The sequence below is a fragment of the Methylophaga sp. UBA3613 genome, from assembly GCF_002375415.1.
Classification (GTDB): domain Bacteria; phylum Pseudomonadota; class Gammaproteobacteria; order Nitrosococcales; family Methylophagaceae; genus Methylophaga.
Window position 1 is genome coordinate 414,475 of sequence record NZ_DFLS01000004.1, and the last position, 21,212, is coordinate 435,686.

A 21,212-nucleotide genomic window follows, 5' to 3' on the forward strand; every position below is an offset into this window, starting at 1 on the left:
CCATAGTGACGAAACATTTTTTGTTTAATAAATTTTATTAGCCTTCTATCCTGCCGAAATTACTGACAGCTTGCTGCCAATAGATGATGTCACGGCCCACTGCCTCGGCCAATCCAGCGAGAATGAGAGGTATGAACGACTCATTGACAATCAATTCGTATTGAGAACGCTTGCGCCTTCCCGAAACCTGCTCAGCCACGCTGAGTCCTTGATGCTGGCCATGACCATAAACTGTATAAGAGGTGAAACCGACTATCTGCTCAATGGAAAGCAGGTAATCAACCAGATCTTCCTCTAGTTCCGGCGCAACATTGAGCATCAGTAAGCTGATTTCCTCTTTGATATGTTCAGGGGGGGACGTGTTCATACGCGGTCTCCAGGGTTGTTAAGAGGACGATGAAATGCTTTATAAATAATTGGAAGCATGAAAAGGGTGAGCAGGGTGGAACTGATTAGTCCACTGATGACCACGATCGCCAATGGGCGTTGAATCTCTGATCCTGGACCGGTAGCAAGCAGCAGTGGTACCAGGCCGAAAGCACAGATCGTAGCAGTCATCATCACCGGACGTAGCCGTCGCAGTGCGCCTTCCGTTACCACCGTGGCAATATCCAGACCTTTGGCTCGTAATTGATTGAAGTAGGTCATCATCACCACGCCGTTCAATACTGCAATACCCAGCAGGGCGATGAAGCCCACCGATGCTGGTACAGAAAGGAACTCACCTGTCACCCACAAACCGATCAGTCCTCCTGTCAGGGCAAAGGGAATATTGGACAAAATGATCAGCGTCTGTTTGATGGAATGAAAAGTCAGAAACAGCAACAATGCGATCAATGCAAGTGCAAGCGGCACCACAAGCATTAGTCGCGCGGCTGCTCGCTGCTGATTTTCGAACTCACCGCCCCATTCCAGACGGTATCCATCCGGCATCTCGACATTATCTGCGATCAGCTTCTGTGCCTCTTCTACAAAGCCCACCAGATCACGTTCTGCTACGTCGGTGCGGATAACGCTGAAACGCTGACCGGATTCACGGGAAATCAGAATAGGTCCTTCGACACGTACCACACGTGCTATCTCTGAAAGCGGAATCTTGCCGCCTTCAGGCAAGTCAATGAAACTATCATTTAAATGTGCCAGACCATCACCTTCAATGGCTCCATAACGCAGCATGAGAGGAATGCGTGCACTTCCTTCAATGACATTGCCAATGTTGACACCTTCAATCTCAGCACGCAGCCGGAGCTGCAGTGCATCAGCATTTAATCCCAGCCGCCCTGCCATAATGCGATCGATGCTCACCTGCAGATATTGAGATCCCTCATTGAGTGTGGCAAAAGTATCAATAGCACCCGGAATGGTTTCTACCTGCGTGGCGATCTGTTGCGCAAGGGTGTTAAGGGTAGACAGGTCGGGGCCAAACAATTTGATAGCGACATCACCCCGCGAGCCAGTGAGCATCTCCGATACGCGCATGTCGATCGGTTGTGTAAATCCATAATTGAGGCCGACGAAACGCTCCATTACCTCCCGAAGTTGCTGTTCAAGTTCTGTCTTGGTGGCGACACCCCATTCTTCAACGGGTCGCAACTGCAGGAATATATCAGTCTCGTTCAGTCCCATAGGATCCATGCCCATCTCATCAGAACCGATACGAGAGACGATGCGTGCAACCTCCGGTACCTCTTCGAGAATCGCACGTTCAACCTGACGCACGATGCGAGTGTTCGCTTCGAGGCTGATCGAAGGAATTGTTTCCAGCTGGATGAGGATATCGCCTTCATCCATGGTGGGCATAAAGGTTTTGCCTACCAGTGGAAACACCACAAAGCTGGCTGCCAGCAAAACGCCTGCGGCACTTAAAACCAGGACGGGGTGCAGCAGTGCTTTGTGCAACAAAGGCTTATAGGTTTTTGCCAGAGTCCGGCTCAGCCAAGGCTCAGAATGGGCATCAGAGCGGACAAGGAATGATGCAATGACGGGAATCAATGTCAGGGATAGCAGCAGCGATCCCAGCAGCGCAAAGATGATGGTTAAGGTTACCGGCCCGAAAAGCTTTCCTTCCAGCCCTTCCAGTGTCAGTAGCGGCAGGAACACGATGACAATGATGATAATACCGGAAGCCACAGGTGCTGCTACATCACGCACTGCACGGTAGATAATATGCAGGTGTGGCAGTCTACGTGTGCCGCGCTGATGCGCGAGGGATGACACAATGTTTTCGACGATCACGATGGATGAGTCGACCAGCATGCCGATGGCGATAACCAGCCCCCCCAGGCTCATCAAATTGGCTGACATCCCCATCTTTCCCATCATGAGGAAAGTGAATAAGGCGGATAAGGGCAGGATGATAGCCACAGTGAGGGCGGCACGCACATTGCCAAGGAACAGGCCAAGCAGGATGATTACCAAAACTACAGCTTCCAGAAGGGCAGAAGATACGGTGCCTACCGCACTTTCGATCAGTACCGTACGATCATAAAAAACGCTGATCTGTGTGCCCTCTGGCAAGGTATCTTGCAACGTCTGCAGCCTGGATTTAACGCCTTGTACAACTTCACGGGAATTGGCGCCACGCAGGCCGATCACCAGGCCCTGCACAGCTTCTGCTCCACCATCCGCCGTAACTGCGCCATAGCGCTCCATACTCCCAGTGGTGATACGTGCCACTTCTGCTAGCGGAATGCGATCACCCTCAGCGTTGACGACGAAGGTATTGCTGATGTCTTCAAAGCCGTTAATCGCCCCTTCTACACGAACCAGAATGACTTCCTCTCCCTGGTCGATCCGTCCGGCACCATCATTTTTGTTGTTGGCGCTGAGTGCGTCGGCGATATCCTGCAAGTTAACACCCATTGCTCTCATGGCTTCACGAATAGGTTTGACTTCATAGGTGCGCACAAAGCCGCCGAGCGAGTTCACATCAGCAACTCCGGGCACGTTACGCAGCGCCGGACGAATGGTCCAGTCGAGCAGGAAGCGCTTTTCCTCCAGTGTCATGGATGGATTGTCGATGGTAAACATAAACATGTCGCCCAGTGGTGTGCTCATCGGTGCCAGTCCACCGCTGATGCCTCCGGGGAGATTGTCCCAGACATTGCTGAGCCGTTCGCTAACCTGCTGGCGCGCCCAGTAAATATCCGTACCGTCCTCAAAATCCAGTGTGATTGAGGTGAGTGCATACTTGGATATAGAGCGCAGCATGGTTTGGTATGGAATACCCAGCAATTCTACTTCCACAGGTTGTGTGATAAGCGACTCAACTTCCTCCGGAGTCATACCCGGCGCCTTGATGATGATCTTGACTTGTGTTGGCGAAATATCGGGGAAGGCATCAATAGGTATATTGAGCAGTGCACGACCACCAAAACCAATCAACAATATTGACAGCAATAAAACCAGCAGACGCTGACTGAGGGACCATTGAATAAGTGAAGACAGCATTATTCAGCTCCACCCAAACCGAGTTGAATCCCCTTGAGAACAGCGGTGCCCTGAATGGCGATCTCCTCGCCAACCGCAATGCCTTCGGATGCCAGATAGTTAGCGCCGATGGATTGTAGTTCCAGAGTACGTGCTTCAATCCCTGCAGCTGTTCGTACATAAATTATCGTTTCACCGCCGGTATGCACGACCGCACGGTCAGGAATGAGCACACCATTGTCGACCGGTGGCAGCACAATAGATAAGACCTGCCCCGTGGTGAAAGAAGTATTGGTGTTAAACTCCGCCAGCAATTTAATCGTCTGATTACTGCTGTCGATGACCAGATCCTTCTGGCGCAACGTCAACGTCTCGCCACTATTGGCAATACTCAGCTGATGGCCAATCTCCAATGCTTCTGCTGCTTTGGCAGGAATATGAGTGCTGACCCAACGGCGAGTACCTGCATTCAGCGTAGCGATGATTTGTCCAGCCTCTACATAGCTGCCGACGTTATACATGCGCTGTGAAAGGACGCCATCCTCCTGCGCCACCAAATAGAATTCTCCCAGGCCCGAACCCTGATTGCGCAGCGCCTCTAGTTTTGCGCTATCGAAACCGCCTTGTGCCAGATGTGATCGCGCAGTACGTTCAGCGAACGCGGCTTGTTGCTTTAGCAGGCGGGTTTTTGTCAAACGCTGTTTGGAGATAATGCCATCTTTGTATAGAGACTCGTCTTTGCGCAGTTCGAAGTCGGCTCCTTTCAGAGCGGAGACGGCATCTATCCAGGTATTTTGCAGGGGCAAGATGGAAGGGCTACTGAAGGTGGCGAGAATAGTGCCAGCAGTTGCACTCTGCCCAGGTATGAGGTTCCATGAAACCAGTGTACCGGCCCAAGGAGTTGTCAGGCTTGCTGCACTGTCCGGTGAGTTGACGACTGTCGCGGCATATCGTGCGCCGGAGCTCGTGTCCACTGGTATGGCTGGAGCAAAGACAATCCCCATCCTGGTTACATCTTCACTGTTAATAGGCACGATCTCCTGAGCACTCAGAGATGCAGAAAAAATTGCCAAAACAACCACAATGAATTTCTTGCGGAAAAAAAAGCTCATGGCAGGACTCCAACGATTTGGTTAAATTCAGTAATCAGGCGGGCGTGTCGCAGAGTAATCACTTCAAGCTCACGGGCACTCCGGCGCGACTGCTGCAAGGCGATGACTACCTGACTTATATCGGTCTCGCCGGTAACGAAAGCGGTTTTTGCCATCTCCCACTGCTGACGAGCCAGCTGGGCCTGCTCCTTGCTGAGTGGCAGAGATTCATTCAATGTGAAAAGCTCGTGGGCAACCTCATGAAGTTGCAGGTTTAATTCACGGTAAGTATTGAGGTAGCGCACATCAGCGTCGACCTTGTTGCGACGTGCCGAACTTGTTGAAGCATTGACATGTGCGCGACCGCCGAAGGGGATTGTCAATGAGAGTGCTAAGGCATCTTGATAATCGTTCTGATTACCGGCTCTTTGACGCCGTGACCCGATGCTGAGAGTGGGGCTGCCTAGTGCATCCAATTCTGTCTTGTCGATTTCGGCTGCTGCCAGATCAATATCGCTTCTTAACAGCCGCAACAAAGGATGTTCTGGGCTGACTTCTTCAGCTGTTAGGAGGGATTCGATATGCGGCTTTGCTGGTCGCCTATTCAGACCAGTCAGCATCTGATATTTACGTTCAGCATCAACACGAGCAGCTTCTGCTGCCAGTTCATTTCGTTGCTGGGCCAGCAGCAATGTTTGAGCCTGTAAAACATCACGCCGTGCGGTTTCGCCTGCAGCATGTAAGGACTCAGCGATTGACAATAGTTGCCGAGCATCTGCTGTAGCCTGTTTTTCTGTGGTTAACAGAGTATCTGCATCCTGCATGTCTGCCAGTACCTGGCGTAGTTTTCCTGCCATAGTCAAAGTAAAAGCTTTTTGCCACGCTGCTACCTGGGCATTGTATTGTTGTCCCCGGGCCTGCATGGAATTTCTCTCTCCCGATCGCCACAGCGGTAGAGCTATGCCATAAGTGAGCTCGCGTTCACCGAGGTTACTGAGCATTTGATCATCGATATAGTCCAGTTGCGCGCTTGGCCGGCCAGCAATCCAGCTTTCACCAACATCTACCATGGCCTGCGCCTGCTCTGTCCGTACTTCGGTTTCCAAAGCTTCAGGGGCATGGGCTAACGTCTGTTCCAGCAGGGTAGTAAAATTTAAATCTTGAGCCTTGATAAGTGGCGCATGATCTAGTTCCTGAGCGTGCAGATTTGGCGTGGTCATGAGCGCAACTAAAATGGTTAATGCTCTAAGGCGTTGTATGTGTGTTTTTTTCACTTTGTAATGTTTCCCTTTGTCAGTTGGGATAGGGTGAAAGCTTTTACGTCAGCCTAAGTCAGAAGTTGTAAATAAATTGTCAACCCGTTGAGTTGACTTTTTTTTGACATGGGCCGATGGACACTGACAAAGTTATTGATTGGTGTAGGGGGTGGCAGTGAAAGTGCTGGTAATCGAAGACAATCGCGACATTGCAGCAAACATTGCTGACTATCTCGAACCTAAGGGACATGTGCTCGATTTTGCTGCGACTGGACCACATGGTTTGAAGCTCGCGCTGAGCGAGCGTTATGACGTGATTGTCCTTGATATTATGTTGCCAGGACTTAATGGCATGGAGGTATGCAGGCGTCTGCGGAGTGAAGGCAGCAACGATGTGCCGGTGCTGATGCTGACAGCCCGTGATCAGCTTGACGATAAATTAGAGGGATTTCAGGCGGGGGCCGATGATTATCTTGTGAAACCTTTTTCAGTGAAGGAGCTCGAGGTGCGGCTGCAGGCACTGATAAAACGTGGCAGCTCACACACACCACGGACATTGATAGTGGGTGATTTACACTACGATCCCCAGACACTTGCTGCGACAAGAGCTGGTCAGCTTTTGGAACTCAATCCTGTTCAACGCAAAGTGCTGGAGCTATTGATGAGAAATACTCATCGTGTTGTCACCCGTGAAGAACTGGAGCAGCACATTTGGGGAGATATGCTGCCCGATAATGATGTGTTGCGGATGCACATCTACAGCCTGCGCAATGTGGTTGATAAACCGTTCGACACCAAACTGATTCACACTATTCATGGAGCGGGCTACCGACTGGTTGCCGAGCCATCACTTCCATGAAATCTAACGCATCCCTTAAATTTCGAATACTCACTGCACTTGTACTCATCGTCAGCATCACTAGTTTTTTGTTTGCAGGAGGGGTGTTGCTGATCAAGTCACAACTGGAGGCAAGAGTTTTCGGTGACATGGTCGCTGAGCAGTTGCGAGTGCTAACGGCGCAACTGGATGATGGCAGTTATCATGAAAATGCATTATTCACCGGCTGGGAATTTCTTATTGGTGATAAAAACACCAATATTGCTCCAGAGTTCGCTGAGTTGGAGCCAGGATCTCATCACACGGTCTCAATGGGGGATTCGGTTTATCAGGTTGAAGTGGGCGAATGGAATGGGAGTCCTGTTTATTTGACCTACGATATTACCGAGTGGGAAGCACAGGAACATGCTGTATTACGTATGCTTCTCTATGGTCTTTTTCTGGTATTGATCGTGGCGATTGTTATGGGGTTGAGTGCTACAAGGGCAATATTAGCACCGGTGCAGAATCTGTCGCGACGACTCATAGATATTGAGCCGGGACAAACCGGCTTACGTATTGCTGTTGATTATGTCGGCACGGAGATCGGTCAGATTGCTTCCTCGTTTGACAAATATCAGGAACGTTTAGAGAAATTTGTCGAAAGGGAGCGATCTTTTACTGCAGCGGCAAGTCACGAGTTACGCACGCCGCTGACCGTGATGATGGGGGCCCTGGATGTACTCTCGGCCGATACGCATAGCCCTGCGTCGCAGCGAGCATTGGAGCGTATAAACCGAGCCTGTACAGAAATGCTTGCCTTCATCGAAGCGACGCTTCTTTTATCACGCGAAGAAAGCAGCCAGATCCATCAGGACAGCTCCATCGACCTCGCGGCCCTGGTAGAGCAATGTCTGGAAGATTATGCCGGACAGATAGCTGACCAATCATTGCTGATTGAACGTGATTACGTTGGCACGCCGCAATTATTTCTACCCGTTAATCTGGTGCAGATAACCGTTAGCAATCTGCTGCGAAATGCTATCGAGCATACTCAGGGAGGAATCATACGGATTCACATTAGCGACAATGAATTTTCGATTAGCGACACGGGTGAAGGTATCCCAGCCGACAAGCTAAATCAGGTGTTTGAACGGAGTTACAGTACCAAGGTTGGTGGGACAGGGCTGGGATTGAATCTCGTTAGAAGAATTTGTGATCGATTGCACTGGACGATGACATTAGATAGCACGCTCGGTCACGGAACAATAGTTAAAGTGATTTTCCAGCAAAAAATTAAGCAAAAACCTAAACCTTTTTAAGGAGATTATCGGCAAGCTATTGCAGAAACACTCTCTAAGAGGGGCTTACACTCCGAATAAACGACCAACCAAAGCCGTCAGTCCCATTGCTAACGCCCCCCAAAACACCACACGTGAGACGGCTTTTGCAACGGGCGCTCCCCCAATCATTGCTGATAATGCGCCCAAAATCGCTAATGCTATTAAAGCACTGATGGAAACACTTAGTATCAATTGATTACTGGAGACCAGCAGCACCACCATCAAGGGTAGCAGCGCGCCAACTGTAAAGGTAATAGCAGATGATAACGCGGCCTGTACTGGACGAGCGGTAAATTCCTCAGAAATTCCCAGCTCATCTCGAGTATGAGCAACCAAAGCATCCTTATCCGTCAGCTGTTTTGCTACTTGCTGAGCAAGAGATTTATCCAGACCGCGATGAATGTAAATCGCGGTCAATTCTTCATACTCATGAAGCGGATCAGTTGCTAACTCGACGCGTTCACGCTCAATATCGGCTTTTTCAGTATCAGCCTGTGAACTAACGGAGACATACTCTCCTGCGGCCATGGACATAGCACCTGCAACCAGGCCTGCTACGCCTGTCATAAAGATGATCTCCGTTGATGCACCTGCCGCCGCCACACCAACAATAAGGCTTGCTGTGGAAACAATGCCATCATTTGCTCCCATTACCGCGGCACGAAGCCAACCAACATGTTGCGTTTTATGAGATTCAGTATGTTTTATCATTAAGGATCTTCCGATGTTGATTGTTTATATGCATATGTTTGAAAGCAGATATATGCGGCAGACTTTTACTGTTTTATAAACATAAACTTATTTGTAATAAGATGCATGGAAAACACTTTCACAGTATTCATGATTTCGATCCGATAGTCGTCCAAAAAACTTAAGTTTCTCTTAAGCATGAAGACAGACAATGCCACTTCCTTTCCTTATCAGAGTGAGCATGTCATATATGTCAAACCTGGATACCACTCAACTTGAATTTTCAGAAAAATATAATGAACTTCATGCAAAAGCCTACTTTTATAAGCATGCAGATGGTTTAGCAAGAAAATTGTCAAACTGGCGAGATCAACAGATCGCCAGAAAAGCCTTAAAAATTGCGGGTGATCCGCTGAGTGTGCTTGATGTCCCTTGTGGAACAGGACGCTTTTGGAAGGTACTGACGGAAAACCCTGAAAGAATAGTCTACGCCAGCGACAATAGTCAGAAGATGATTGATATTGGGTTGCAATATCGTGAAAAACATCTCTCAAAGAAAATACATACCTTTAAAGCGTCTGCTTTTTCGTTACCAGTTAGTGACGGTTATGTAGATAATATTTTCTGCATCCGTTTGTTACATCATATTGGTCAATCTGAAGACCGTCTTAAGCTGTTAAAAGAATTTCACCGCGTCACCAAATCAACAGTGATTGTCTCGTTGTGGGTGGATGGCAATGTGAAAGCATGGAAACGTAAAAAACTCGAATCCAACAGAACTAAACGATCATATCAAAACCGCTTTGTCATTCCCCAGCATATTATTGAAAAAGAATTTCAGGAAGCTGGTTTTCGTATAAAAAACCATCTGGATTTCCTGCCGAAATATGCGATGTGGCGGACTTATATTCTCGAAAAAGATGAGAATATGTCATGCTGAAAAGCATCAATCAAAGCAGTTTATTAGGCTCTGCTGCAAACAACAGCAGCGATACTTTCGATGTGCTTTGGCGTAACAATGCACCATGGTTTGAAGCTCCCAATATTCGTCGCGGAGGCTGGAGTGGCGTTGTTAAATGTGTAGTTGATCGCTTGGGTAAACCCGAAAAAGTCTTTATCAAGCGCCAAGAAAACCACATGACAAGAACACTGAAGCATCCAATTAAAGGTATTCCAACCTTTCTGCGCGAATACCATAATATTCAATCACTGCATGCCAAAAGTATCCCAACGCTGGATGTTTTATATTTTGGTGTCAGGTCGTCCAAAGCTATTTTGGTTACAAAAGCTTTAGAAGGATACGCAAGCCTTGATGAAATTGACTTTCAGACGCTTAATGGACGGGAGAGGAAAGCGCTAATTATTCGTATTGCCGAATTGATTCATCATCTACACCGATTTCATTACCAGCATAATTGTCTCTATCCAAAACATATTATGGTTAGGTATCAATACAATGAATGGGATGTAAAACTTATCGATCTTGAGAAGTTAAAATATCGATTATTTAAAAAAAATGCAGTCATTCATGATCTGACAACCTTTATCCGACATCTAAATGGGCTTTGGACGGCTAGAGATATCGTGTTTTTTTTTCAAGCATATTTCGGTCAACAGAAAATTTCGTTAACGTCTAAAAAAATGATTCATCAGATGTGCAAAAAAATTCAACAGAAAGCGAATTCCAGGAAACAGTTTCAATCAGTATTTATGCCTTGATTCAGGTACAAAAGCAGATCTAGCCAGGCTAATGAATTAAGGCCATTAGATTAAGATATCTCGATATAAGAACGGCTCTAGCTAAGAACAATTTATCCAGATAAAAAGCGTCATGAAGCAGGTTAAAGCTGATGACATCAATCAGAATCTTGTCTAGGATATGGCCATGTTTGCCTCTCAGGTATCCGTCCCCCGCTGGCGAAATGGCAACGCTTAATTTTCAAATTACATCACTTTCATACAAGGCGCTTTGGCGCCTTTTTTATATTGAAACGTCAACGGAATGTTTATGAAGATCCCTGTGGTTAGCTTGCTTGGTTTTATTCTTCTAGGGTGTAGCAATGCGTTTGCTCAATTGAATAGTGAAGAGCGACCTGACTGGCAGACAATTTTTGATAACTATGCTGCGCAAGGCACAATTGTGGTGCTGGATGAGCGTAAAGACAACGCCAAATTGATGGTATTTAATGAACCGAGATCCAAGCAACGTCTACCACCTGCATCAACCTTCAAGATACCGCATGCGTTGTTTGCTCTGGATGCTGGCGTGGTAAAGGATGAGTTTCAGGTGTTTCCATGGGATGGGGTTGAACGTAGTTTCGCAATACATAATCAGGATCAGGACTTGCGTTCTTCCATGCGCAATTCTGCAGTGTGGGTATATGAGTTATTTGGTAAACAGATCGGTGAGGATAAAGCTCGGGAATATCTGACCAAAATCCACTATGGCAATGCCGATCCATCAGGAGACACCAGTACCTACTGGATAGATGGTAATTTGCGAATTACCGCTCAGGAGCAGGTTCAGTTTCTGAAAAAACTCTATTTAAATGAGTTGCCGTTTGACGAAGCGGATCAGCGTCTGGTCAAAGATATTATGATCGTTGAAGCTGGAAAAGAGTGGATACTCCGGGCCAAAAGCGGATGGGAAGGACAAATTGGCTGGTGGGTAGGCTGGGTTGAATGGCCGACTGGACCAGTGTTTTTTGCGTTGAACATTGATACACCCAATCGGCTGGAGGACTTGCACAAACGCGAAGCGATCGTTCGCAAAGTGCTGCAATCCATCGAAGCTCTGCCCCAAAGTAAATAAATGGACAAATAATGTTGCCTGAGAATAAAACAGACACAAAGCTCAACGAAATCACAGACTTTTTACTTGAGTTGGATGCGCTTAAACATGTGGAACGGCGTAGTTTTATTACCGGCGGTGAACGTCGCGAGAACTCGGCAGAACATTCCTGGCATTTGGCGATGGCTTGTTGGTCCATCGCTAATCATTTCAAGCTTCAACTCAATATGGAAACATTATTAAAGTTGGCGCTCGTCCATGATTTGGGTGAAATTGATGCGGGCGATACGTTTCTATATGCCAAGGATCGTAGTGCAGCCCACCATGCTGAACGCTCTTGTCTGCAACGGTTAAGCGATCATCCGGGAAACAGTATTAACGATCTTAGCGATTTATGGGAAGAGCAGGAGTTGGGTAACAGTAGGGAGGCGATGTTACTTAAGGTTGTTGATCGATTACTGCCATTTTTATTGAATATTAATAATGATGGCAAACCGTGGAAAGAGCACAGTGTGAGAAAGTCGCAGGTCGCAGGAGCACATGCTTTCATTGCTGAGTTGTTTCCGGAGATTCATCAGTGGATAACCGACAATATCGAACGGGCAGAGGCAAAAGGCTGGTTAGTGAATGACTGAGCAAGCATAATGCCGTTGAGTTAGTTGATATTAAACGGATAACGATGTGGTGAGAGGACTGACCTATTAAAATACTTTGGATAGTAGTGTTTGTGAGCACACTGGTTTGGTCAGGTATTGAGCCAAAAGACCAGTTAACGTGGTTTCTTGAGGTATTGCCAGCGCTAATCGGTGGTGCCGTTTTGTTATTCACGTATCAGCAATTTCGATTAACGCCGTTGCTATACCTGCTCATATTGCTACATTGCATCGTGTTGATGGTTGGTGGCCACTATACCTACGCCGAAGTCCCCTTATTTGATAATTTGCTGGGCTTTGAGCGAAATAATTATGACAAGGTGGGCCACTTCTTTCAGGGCTTTGTGCCGGCATTACTGGCAAGAGAAATATTAAAGCGAAAACATGTCGTCAATGGCGAAGTTTGGCTGGTAGTGTTTATTTTATCGATTTGTCTGGCTTTCAGTGCTTTTTATGAACTTATTGAGTGGTGGGTTGCTTTACTAAGCAATGAAGCAGCCGAAGCATTTTTAGGGACGCAAGGCTATATATGGGATACCCAGTCAGATATGGCAATGGCTCTGGTTGGTGCCATCGTGGCGCTGGTATTCCTTTCAGGTATGCATAATCGCCAATTGAGCAAATTACCATCCTGATTAAACTGGACCCGAAAGGATGCAGTGTAATGAATATTCGAGCATTAAAAATGATGATGGACATACCGGGTTGGTCAGGAAAAAACTAATATGCTGAAAGTGGTCTACAGCAATTCGATGTCGCAGCTGGCTGCACATCTGGCGGAAAACCAGCAACAGAATCCTTTGCCACCTCTGCAGGCTGAAACCGTGATGGTGCAGAGTAACGAGCTGGCGCGCTGGCTTAATTTATTCCTGGCCTCAAACCAATCGATTGCTGCACATATTGAATTTCCGTTTCCATCTGCCTGGTTGTGGAAGTTATTTCGCCAGGTCTGGCCGGATATTCCCCGCGAATCGCCGTATTCAACCGATGCGATGAGCCTGAAAATCTTCGAATTGCTGCCAACGATCAAAAACCAGCCGGAATTTGAGGCGATCAGTCGTTATCTTGGCGAAGCAGATGATGCTCGGAAAATGCTGGATTTGTCACAACGCATTGCTGACAGTTTTGACCAGTATCTAATGTATCGTCCTGACTGGATTGCCAATTGGGAAGCAGGTAAAACAACTAACTGGCAAGGTGCTTTATGGCAGTTGTTAACCAGGGATGATCCTGAGCCGATGCACCGGGCGCGTTTACTGCAGAAGATGCAACAGGCACTTAAAAGCAAACAGTTTCCAACTTCAATATTACCCCCGCGGATTGCCATTTTCGGGCTGACAGCGATGCCACCCATCTATCTGGATTTGCTGGCAGAAATTGCTCAACTCACCGAGGTTTCAATTTACTTTCTGTCTCCCAGTGAAGGTTATTGGGGTGATCTGCTGAATCAGAAGTCACAGGCTAAACAACGACTTTTGTTTGATGATGAAGATGACTTCACTGATAACGGCCATCCTTTACTGGCCAGTCTGGGCAAACTTGGCCAGACATTTTTTGAGCAGCTACAGGCGATTCCTCATGAAGCGGAGATGCTGTACCTGCAACCCCAGGCTACTGACATCCTGAGCCAGCTTAAGCAGGATATCTATCAGCTGGATAATGCAGATGAGCTGGTGGCCGTGGCCAGTGATGACGATTCCGTCCAGATCCATAGTTGCCACAGCGCCATGCGTGAAGCCGAAGTATTACATGATCAATTATTAAACTTATTTGAAAAACACCCCAATTTATCGCCCACCGATGTGGTGGTGATGACACCGGATATCGAAGTGTATGCTCCGGCGATAGAAGCCGTTTTCAGTAGCCAGCCTGCTGAACGGTTCATTCCCTTCAGTATCGCTAATAGGGGTGATGCACAACAGCAGACCATTATTGAGACATTTACCGATTTACTCGGGCTGCCCCAATCCCGGTTTGATGCTGAGACCATTATGCGGCTTTTGGAATGTACGGCCATCCAGCGTCAGTTCAGACTGGACCATACAGATTTGGATACCATTCGTGGCTGGTTACGCCAAACCCAGATCCGCTGGGGACTGGATGGCAAGGACAAGCAGGCATTGGGTTTACCTGCGTTGGATGCCAATACCTGGCGAGCTGGATTGGACAGATTATTACTGGGATATGCCTTACCCCCGGCCGAACGTGATCAATGGCAGTTATTTAATGCGCAGTTACCAGTCGGTGGTATATCCGGTGATCGTGCCCAATTAATGGCGCAGCTCAATGCGTTTATTGATCAACTCAGCCAATTACGTAATGAATTAAAGCGGCCGAGAACGCCGTCTGACTGGCAAATATTGCTTATGGACTGGCTGCGTAAATTGTTTTCGGTGCGAGAAGAAAACGAGCAACTGCAACTGGATGCGATTTTGAAAGCGATAGATTCGCTGACCGAAGCGGCAGTGCTAGTTGGTTTTGAACAAAAAATATCGATTGAGCTGTTGCGCGACTGGCTGGACCTGCATATTGAACTGCCCAGTGCCGAGCATCAGTTTATGGGCCGCGGCCTGACTTTCTGCGATATGGTGCCGATGCGTAGCATTCCCTTTGATGTGGTCTGCCTGATAGGCATGAATGACAACAGCTATCCGCGACGCCAGCCCAAACCCGGATTTGATTTGCTTTCCAGCGATTATCGGCGGGGTGACCGCTCACGTCGAGATGATGATCGTTATCTATTTCTGGAAGCAATTCTCTCAGCGAATCGGCATCTTTATATCAGCTATGTGGGGGCCAGTATTCATGATAACTCGCCGATCCCACCGTCGGTGCTGGTCAGTGATTTTGCCGATGTGCTTAACAGGCGCTTTCAGACCGTTGACGGCACTGAGATCTGGGAGCAGTTACTTACGCGACATCCCTTACAGGCGTTTAGTCCACGCTATTTTTCGGGGCAGCATGAAACATTATTCAGTTTTAATACTGAGGCCTGTCCACCAGTAAAAAAACTGTCTGAAGCAACAAACTGGTTTGCCGGACCACTGCCTGAAGCGGATGAAAGCTGGCGCTTTGTCAGTCTGCATCAACTGATCAGCTTTTTCAGTCATCCGGCAAGATTTCTGGCCCAGCAGCGACTGGGTATCAACTTTGAAAATGATGATGCGACGCTGGAAATTCGTGAACCATTTGTTTTAAATGGACTGGAAGCCTGGTCTGTCCGGCAACAAATGCTGGAGGGCAGATTAAACGCACTGGATAAAGCGCAGATCCAACCAGTGATACAGGCGACAGGGGTATTACCACAAGGACATTTTGCCGATTTGTTATTTGATCAGCAGCTGGAAACGGTCGATGCCTTTACTGATAAGTTACAACCGTTAACCAGCTCTCAGACAATGCAACCATTGGCCTTTGAATTTGATCTTGGTGACTTCACCTTGACCGGCCAGCTTGAGGGACTTTCAACATCCGGGCTGTTGCATTACCGGCTGGCGAAAATGAAAGCCAAGGATCTGTTAGGTTTGTGGTGTTCGCATTTGGTGTTGAATTGTGTCAGCCCTGAAGGTGTGGCCTTACAAAGCCAATTACAATGTGAAGACAACTATCTGCAACTGAACCCTGTGAACGAGCCGGAACAATTGCTGGCCGATTTATTGACGATATACTGGCAAGGCTTGCATCAACCCATCCCACTAATGCCACAAACCAGCATGGCTTATGCGTTAGCAGAGCTGAATACCGGAAAAGCCGATCCGGAGAAAGAAGCGTATAAAGCCTGGCAATCCTCAAGATTTCACCAGGGGGAAGAGTCTGATCCCTATCATCAATTACTGTTCAACGACTTACCGTTGAATGATCAATTCCGTGACCTGGCGCTGCGAGTGTATGAGCCTTTATGGGATGCGCTGCAGGGAGACAAGCTATGAAACAGTTTGATCTGCTGCAAACACCGCTTCACGATGTCAATCTGATTGAGGCCAGTGCCGGCACCGGCAAAACCTTTACTCTGGCCGGCTTGTATCTGCGTTTGATTCTGGAACATCAGCTCAATGTCGATCAGATTCTGGTGGTCACCTATACCCGAGCTGCAACACAGGAGTTGCGGGATCGTCTGCGTAAAAAACTCAGTGACGAACGCAAACTGATTCTGAATGAACAGCCACACCGCAACGAAGATTTGAAACGACTGGATCTGGCGATTCAGAGTTTTGACGAAGCAGCGATTTACACCATTCACAGTTTCTGTCAGCAGGTGCTCAAGGACTTTGCCTTTGAGTCTGGCAGTCCGTTTGAAATGGATTTGATTGGTGATGACCGTGAGTTATTACTCTCCGTTACCGATGACTTCTGGCGACAAAATGTGGTGCAGGCGGATAGCGATTTCAGTGCCTATTTACTAGCCAGAAAACAAACTCCGGAAAGCCTGCTGCAATCGATCCGTAATCTGGTGGCGAAACCCTATCTGCAGATTCAGTCGTTACCGGAAGTTGATGCAGAGGCGATCACCGAAGCATTGAATAATGCCTTTTGGCATGTCAGCCAATGTTGGCAAAAAGAGTCTGAACAGATTACTGCCTTTCTGCACAGTGGTGGTCTGAGCAAAACCAGTTACAAACCTGAAAAAGTTGAAAGACTGCTGGTTCTACTACAACTTGTTTTCAATGAACAATCCTGTCCGTTAGCCTGGGATGAACTGCTGGAGTTGGCCACGCTGGAAAAAGCCGAGGCCAGTTTGAAAAAAGGCACGGCGTTACCAGAGCTGAGATTCTGGTCAGCTATGGATACGTTAAAACAACGTTATCAGGATCTGGACACTGTTCGGGCATTGCAATTACAGCATTTACGCCTGCATTTACTGAGTTATATCCGGGAACAACTGCCACAACAGAAAATCCAGCAGCAGGTGCAGTCCTATGATGATCTGTTGATCAACCTTTCTCAGGCACTGCAAGGCCCACAAGGTGAGTGGTTAATTACACGATTGCGTGAACAGTTCAAAGCAGCTTTGATTGATGAGTTTCAGGATACCGATCCGGTTCAGTACGATAACTTCCAGCGGGTTTTTGCTGACAGTGATCTGCCGGTGTTTTTTGTTGGTGATCCCAAACAGGCGATCTACAGCTTCCGTGGCGCCGATATTTTCACCTACCTCAAAGCGAAACAGGATGCTGATGAAACCTATACATTAGGTAAAAACTGGCGCTCACATATTTCGTTAGTCGGTGCGGTTAATCGCCTGTTTATGCAAACCGCTACGCCGTTTATTTATGAGCAAATCCCGTTTGTCGAAGTGGATGCTTCGCGTGATCAAAAGCCGGCTTTGCAAGTCGATGAAGGCGAGCAGGCGGCCTTGCAATTCTGTTATGTGGAGAGCGACAAACCGTTAAACATTGACCCTATGAAAAGCACGGCAGTCGAAGTGACTACTAACGAAATTGCCCGCTTACTGAATCTCGCTGCCGACAATAAAGCTCGATTGCTGGATGAAGACAGTCAACAGACAAGACCGCTGACAGGTGGCGATATTGCCGTTCTTGTGCCCAACCATGCACAAGCCGAATTGATTCAGCAGGCATTACGGCGTCGAGGCATTAATAGCGTGCAGCAGGGTAGGGAAAATGTGTTTGCTTCCCGGCAGGCTGCCGATCTGTCCTGCTTAATGCTGGCATTGGCACAGCCCGATCATCATCAACGACTCAGCACAGTATTGGCAGGTCCATTATTTCAGTACTCTGCGGAAGAGCTGTATGCGATTCAGCAGGATGAATTACGTTGGAATGCATTAATGGATCAGCTGCAACTGTTACAGCAACGCTGGCAGCAATCGGGTTTTATGGCGATGTTCCGGTCATTACTGCAGCTGGATAATGGTCTGCAACGGTTACTGGAACAGGCGGATGGGGAACGGCAGTTAACCAACTTTCTGCATCTTGCCGAATTAATCCAGGCTGAATCCGCCCGGCAGAATAATCATATTGAAGCAGTGAATCAGTGGTTTGCCAGACAGCAGGAAGCCAGTGCGACAGAAGACGAAATAGCGCAGTTGCGACTGGAAAGTGATGCGGCGCTGGTCAAGATCATGACCATTCATTCGAGTAAAGGGCTGGAATATCCAATTGTATTCTGTCCATTTAACTGGACAGCAAAATCCAATAGAACCAAGACGGATATCGTTGAATTTCATGATCCACGAAATCAGCATCAGCCCAGTGTTGCATTGGCCGAACCGCTTTTATCCGAAGCGCAGTTAGTGGCAGAACAGGAACAGCAGGCTGAATCATTACGTCTGTTGTATGTAGCGTTAACCCGCGCCAGAGAACGCTGTGTAATTGTCTGGGGCAATGTCAGAGATGTGCAGAAATCCGCTCTCTACCAACTTTTGCATGGTGAAAGTTCAGAGGGCATGCGTGACGATTTACACCGTCTGGCAGCTAGCAGTGCAGGCAGTATTGCCGTGACGCAGTATCAGCCTCAGCCACCCGTGGTATATCAGTCTGCTCAGTCAGGCACTGCCATTTATCAGGCTCGCCGCTTTAAAGGCGAAATCCATAAACCGTGGCGGATTGGTAGTTTTTCGTTGTTAAGTCGCGGCCATGTCTCAGAACAACCCGATTACGACGCTGAACCGGTGACGGTAGAAACCGAGATGGTTTTACAACGGAGCAGCAAAGATCGATTTGGCTTTGAACGGGGGCGTCAGGCCGGTAATTTCCTGCACAAATGTCTGGAAAATATTGAATTTGATTCAGCTGATAACAGCCAAATCAGCCAAACGGTATCGCGTTTACTGCCACAGTTTGGTCTGGATTTAAACTGGACTGAAGTGGTTACTGACTGGTTGCAGGCGGTGTTGCAGACACCATTGAATGCCGACAATGGTGTGCGATTATCTGATTTACCGGCAAGTCAGCGGATTAATGAAATGGCGTTTTATTTTCCGGTGGCCGGTTTGAATGTGGCCGGCTTAAAAAATGCGTTGCAGCAGACGGCCAAAGATTCTATCTGGCAGAAACTAGCAGCCGATCTGCACTTTCACGAACTCACCGGCTTTATGAAAGGCTTTATCGATCTGGTATTTGAATATGAGGGCCGTTTTTATGTGGCCGACTATAAATCCAATCACTTGGGGTCAGAACAGTCACAGTATCAAGGTGAAGCCTTGCAGAATGCGATGCTCAGTCATGGGTATCCGTTGCAATATCTGATTTACAGTCTGGCGTTACATCGACATCTGCAACAACGTTTACCGGATTATGATCCGGAACAGCATTTTGGTGGCGTTTATTATCTGTTTTTACGTGGCATGCAGCCGGAGTGGTCACAAACCGGTGTGTTTTTTGACCGGCTGGACAGGACATTACTGGAAGCAGTGGATCAGCTTATGGCAGGTGTTCAATGAATGCCTTGAAACTGCTGCGAGAAGCGGGGGTTTCCGAGCTGGCTTATCAGTTTGCAGCCTATATTAGTCGTCAACAACAGAATGAAGAGTCAATCGTTACCCTGACGGCTGGACTGCTAAGCGAAACCATTAGTGAAGGGCATGTGTGCCTGAATCTGAATGACTTCCAATCACTTAATCCGGTTATTCAGAGCGCGATTCCTGAAGCGTCACTGTGGTTGGAGCTTCTGCAAAACAGTGAGGTTATCGGTGCTCCTGGCGAATTTAAACCTTTAGTACTGACATCCGATGGCTTGTTATATCTATATCGCTACTGGCAGTCAGAACAACAGGTAGCAATTGCCATACAAAGGCGATTGAAGGACGGGGACACCCTGCCAGCAGCAGAAAATCTGTCGACATTTATGGTGGAGTGGCAAAATAATCTGCCCGATACCGACTGGCAGAAAGTTGCGGTATTAAGTGCGTTACGCCGACAGTTGTGTGTGATTTCAGGTGGTCCAGGCACCGGGAAAACCACGGTGGTGTTAAAAATTCTGCAATGTCTGCAATTAAACGACGATAAACCACGGGTAGCTTTGGCGGCCCCGACAGGAAAAGCTGCGGCTAGACTGCAACAAGCAATCAGTCAGCATACTGGTGAGCAATATGTTGCTAAAACGCTGCATCGCTTACTGGGCATCAGTGCACGTTTTGATCAGGGGCGCTATTCAGCAGAGCGTCCATTGCCGGTTGATGTGCTGATTGTTGATGAAGCGTCGATGATTGATATCAATCTGATGGCAATTACACTGAAAGCCTTACCATTGCACGCAAGGTTGATTTTATTGGGCGACAGTGATCAATTAGCCTCAGTGGAATCCGGCGCAGTACTCGCTAACTTATGTGCCGACACACCGGATTTTTCGGCTGATTTCCGATCCTGGGTGAAACAGATCAGCGAAATAGAGCTACCGGTTTCGAGAGATGACAATCCCTTGCAGGATTCGCTGGTCAAATTAAAGCACAGCTATCGTTTTGCAGCGGGAGGGCAGGTCGGTCAACTGGCTCAGGCAGTCAATAGAGGAGATGCTGAACAGGTAACGGATTTATTGGTAAATCAATCCTTATCCGCCTTAACTGTGCCCTCAACAGAGAATATCCAGGCCCAGTTACTCAACGGATATCAGCATTTTATTGAGACTATCGAAAAACGGGCAGATGCGGTGAGTTGTATTCAGGCATTTGAAGCGTATCGGATGCTTTGTGCGGTGAAAAATGGAGCGCAATCGGTGTATTCGGTGAATCAACTGATGAGCCAGCTTCTGGCAAAACGTGGCTGGAGAACAGCGCAGCCATATTATCCGGGGCGGCCAGTGATGATTACGCAGAATCATTATCGGCAGAATCTGTTTAATGGTGATATTGGTTTGGTTTTGCCGACTGCCGAAGGGGAACTGCAGGCCTGTTTTCTATTCGGTGAGGAGTTACGCTGGTTGCCATTAAGCCGTTTACCGGCCCATGAAACAGTGTTTGCGATGACGGTACATAAAAGCCAGGGATCAGAGTTTGACCACGTCTCACTGTTATTACCCCAGGAAGATTCGGTCGTGTTAAGTCGGGAGCTGGTTTATACCGCGCTTACCAGAGCAAGGCAAAACGTGAATATCCTGTCGACACAGCCTGTTTTGCAGCAGGCAGTATTACGTCGACATCAAAGGGAAAGCGGATTGGCGCGGTTACTCGCCAATATCCGCTAGA

Annotated in this window: 15 protein-coding genes; 10 read left to right on the forward strand and 5 right to left on the reverse strand. The window is 47.8% G+C overall.

The window, feature by feature from the left end; translation table 11 throughout:
- Nucleotides 1–37: 37 nt before the first annotated feature.
- From B3S93_RS04190 to B3S93_RS04205, 4 genes are read right to left on the reverse strand one after another with little or no spacing between them, the layout of a single operon-like run.
- On the reverse strand, nucleotides 38–367 hold the full coding sequence (locus B3S93_RS04190) for a DUF3240 family protein (RefSeq protein ID WP_292399744.1): 330 nt from the start codon (nucleotides 365–367) through the stop codon (nucleotides 38–40).
- Nucleotides 364–3,450: an efflux RND transporter permease subunit gene (locus B3S93_RS04195; RefSeq protein ID WP_292399742.1), complete on the reverse strand. Its 3,087-nt coding sequence runs from the start codon at nucleotides 3,448–3,450 to the stop codon at nucleotides 364–366. The genes B3S93_RS04190 and B3S93_RS04195 overlap by 4 nt, the downstream gene beginning before the upstream one ends.
- Nucleotides 3,450–4,541, reverse strand: coding sequence for an efflux RND transporter periplasmic adaptor subunit (locus B3S93_RS04200; protein ID WP_292399740.1), 1,092 nt, complete (start codon nucleotides 4,539–4,541; stop codon nucleotides 3,450–3,452). Before B3S93_RS04200 ends, B3S93_RS04195 begins: the two co-directional genes overlap by 1 nt.
- Nucleotides 4,538–5,794, reverse strand: a complete 1,257-nt coding sequence (locus tag B3S93_RS04205; protein ID WP_292399738.1) for a TolC family protein — start codon at nucleotides 5,792–5,794, stop codon at nucleotides 4,538–4,540. The genes B3S93_RS04200 and B3S93_RS04205 overlap by 4 nt, the downstream gene beginning before the upstream one ends.
- 157 nt (nucleotides 5,795–5,951) lie before the next feature.
- Here B3S93_RS04205 and B3S93_RS04210 point away from each other — a divergent pair, with 157 nt between their 5' ends.
- Both B3S93_RS04210 and B3S93_RS04215 read left to right on the forward strand, forming a co-directional pair.
- Nucleotides 5,952–6,635, forward strand: a complete 684-nt coding sequence (locus B3S93_RS04210) for a response regulator transcription factor (protein ID WP_292399735.1) — start codon at nucleotides 5,952–5,954, stop codon at nucleotides 6,633–6,635.
- A gap of 86 nt (nucleotides 6,636–6,721) precedes the next feature.
- The gene (locus tag B3S93_RS04215) at nucleotides 6,722–7,915 is read left to right on the forward strand and encodes a sensor histidine kinase (RefSeq protein ID WP_292399732.1); all 1,194 of its coding nucleotides are present in this window, start codon (nucleotides 6,722–6,724) and stop codon (nucleotides 7,913–7,915) included.
- A gap of 45 nt (nucleotides 7,916–7,960) precedes the next feature.
- Here the strand turns inward: B3S93_RS04215 and B3S93_RS04220 are convergent, their stop codons facing one another.
- Nucleotides 7,961–8,647, reverse strand: a complete 687-nt coding sequence (locus B3S93_RS04220; protein ID WP_292399729.1) for a VIT1/CCC1 transporter family protein — start codon at nucleotides 8,645–8,647, stop codon at nucleotides 7,961–7,963.
- A 229-nt stretch (nucleotides 8,648–8,876) separates the two neighbouring features.
- On the opposite strand from B3S93_RS04220, the gene B3S93_RS04225 reads away from it, so the two are divergent.
- The 8 genes from B3S93_RS04225 (at nucleotide 8,877) to recD (ending at nucleotide 21,211) form a co-directional block, all read left to right on the forward strand.
- Complete coding sequence (locus B3S93_RS04225; protein ID WP_292399726.1) at nucleotides 8,877–9,566, forward strand: class I SAM-dependent methyltransferase; 690 nt, start codon at nucleotides 8,877–8,879, stop codon at nucleotides 9,564–9,566.
- Entirely contained in the window at nucleotides 9,560–10,345 is a 786-nt protein-coding gene (locus tag B3S93_RS04230; RefSeq protein WP_292399723.1) for a lipopolysaccharide kinase InaA family protein, read from the forward strand. The genes B3S93_RS04225 and B3S93_RS04230 overlap by 7 nt, the downstream gene beginning before the upstream one ends.
- A gap of 289 nt (nucleotides 10,346–10,634) precedes the next feature.
- A complete protein-coding gene (gene blaOXA, locus B3S93_RS04235; RefSeq protein ID WP_292399721.1) occupies nucleotides 10,635–11,438 on the forward strand; it encodes a class D beta-lactamase in 804 nt (267 codons plus the stop codon).
- Nucleotides 11,439–11,449: 11 nt separating this feature from the next.
- Nucleotides 11,450–12,052 carry an HD domain-containing protein gene (locus B3S93_RS04240; RefSeq protein WP_292399718.1) on the forward strand — a complete coding sequence of 201 codons (603 nt, stop codon included), beginning with the start codon at nucleotides 11,450–11,452 and terminating at the stop codon, nucleotides 12,050–12,052.
- A gap of 92 nt (nucleotides 12,053–12,144) precedes the next feature.
- The gene (locus B3S93_RS04245; protein WP_292399715.1) at nucleotides 12,145–12,705 is read left to right on the forward strand and encodes a DUF2238 domain-containing protein; all 561 of its coding nucleotides are present in this window, start codon (nucleotides 12,145–12,147) and stop codon (nucleotides 12,703–12,705) included.
- A 90-nt stretch (nucleotides 12,706–12,795) separates the two neighbouring features.
- On the forward strand, nucleotides 12,796–15,999 hold the full coding sequence (gene recC / locus B3S93_RS04250) for an exodeoxyribonuclease V subunit gamma (RefSeq protein ID WP_292399712.1): 3,204 nt from the start codon (nucleotides 12,796–12,798) through the stop codon (nucleotides 15,997–15,999).
- Nucleotides 15,996–19,472 (forward strand): exodeoxyribonuclease V subunit beta, encoded by a 3,477-nt coding sequence (gene recB, locus B3S93_RS04255; RefSeq protein ID WP_292399709.1) that lies wholly within the window; start codon nucleotides 15,996–15,998, stop codon nucleotides 19,470–19,472. The genes recC and recB overlap by 4 nt, the downstream gene beginning before the upstream one ends.
- Nucleotides 19,469–21,211: an exodeoxyribonuclease V subunit alpha gene (gene recD, locus B3S93_RS04260; protein WP_292399706.1), complete on the forward strand. Its 1,743-nt coding sequence runs from the start codon at nucleotides 19,469–19,471 to the stop codon at nucleotides 21,209–21,211. The genes recB and recD overlap by 4 nt, the downstream gene beginning before the upstream one ends.
- Nucleotide 21,212 lies beyond the last annotated feature (1 nt).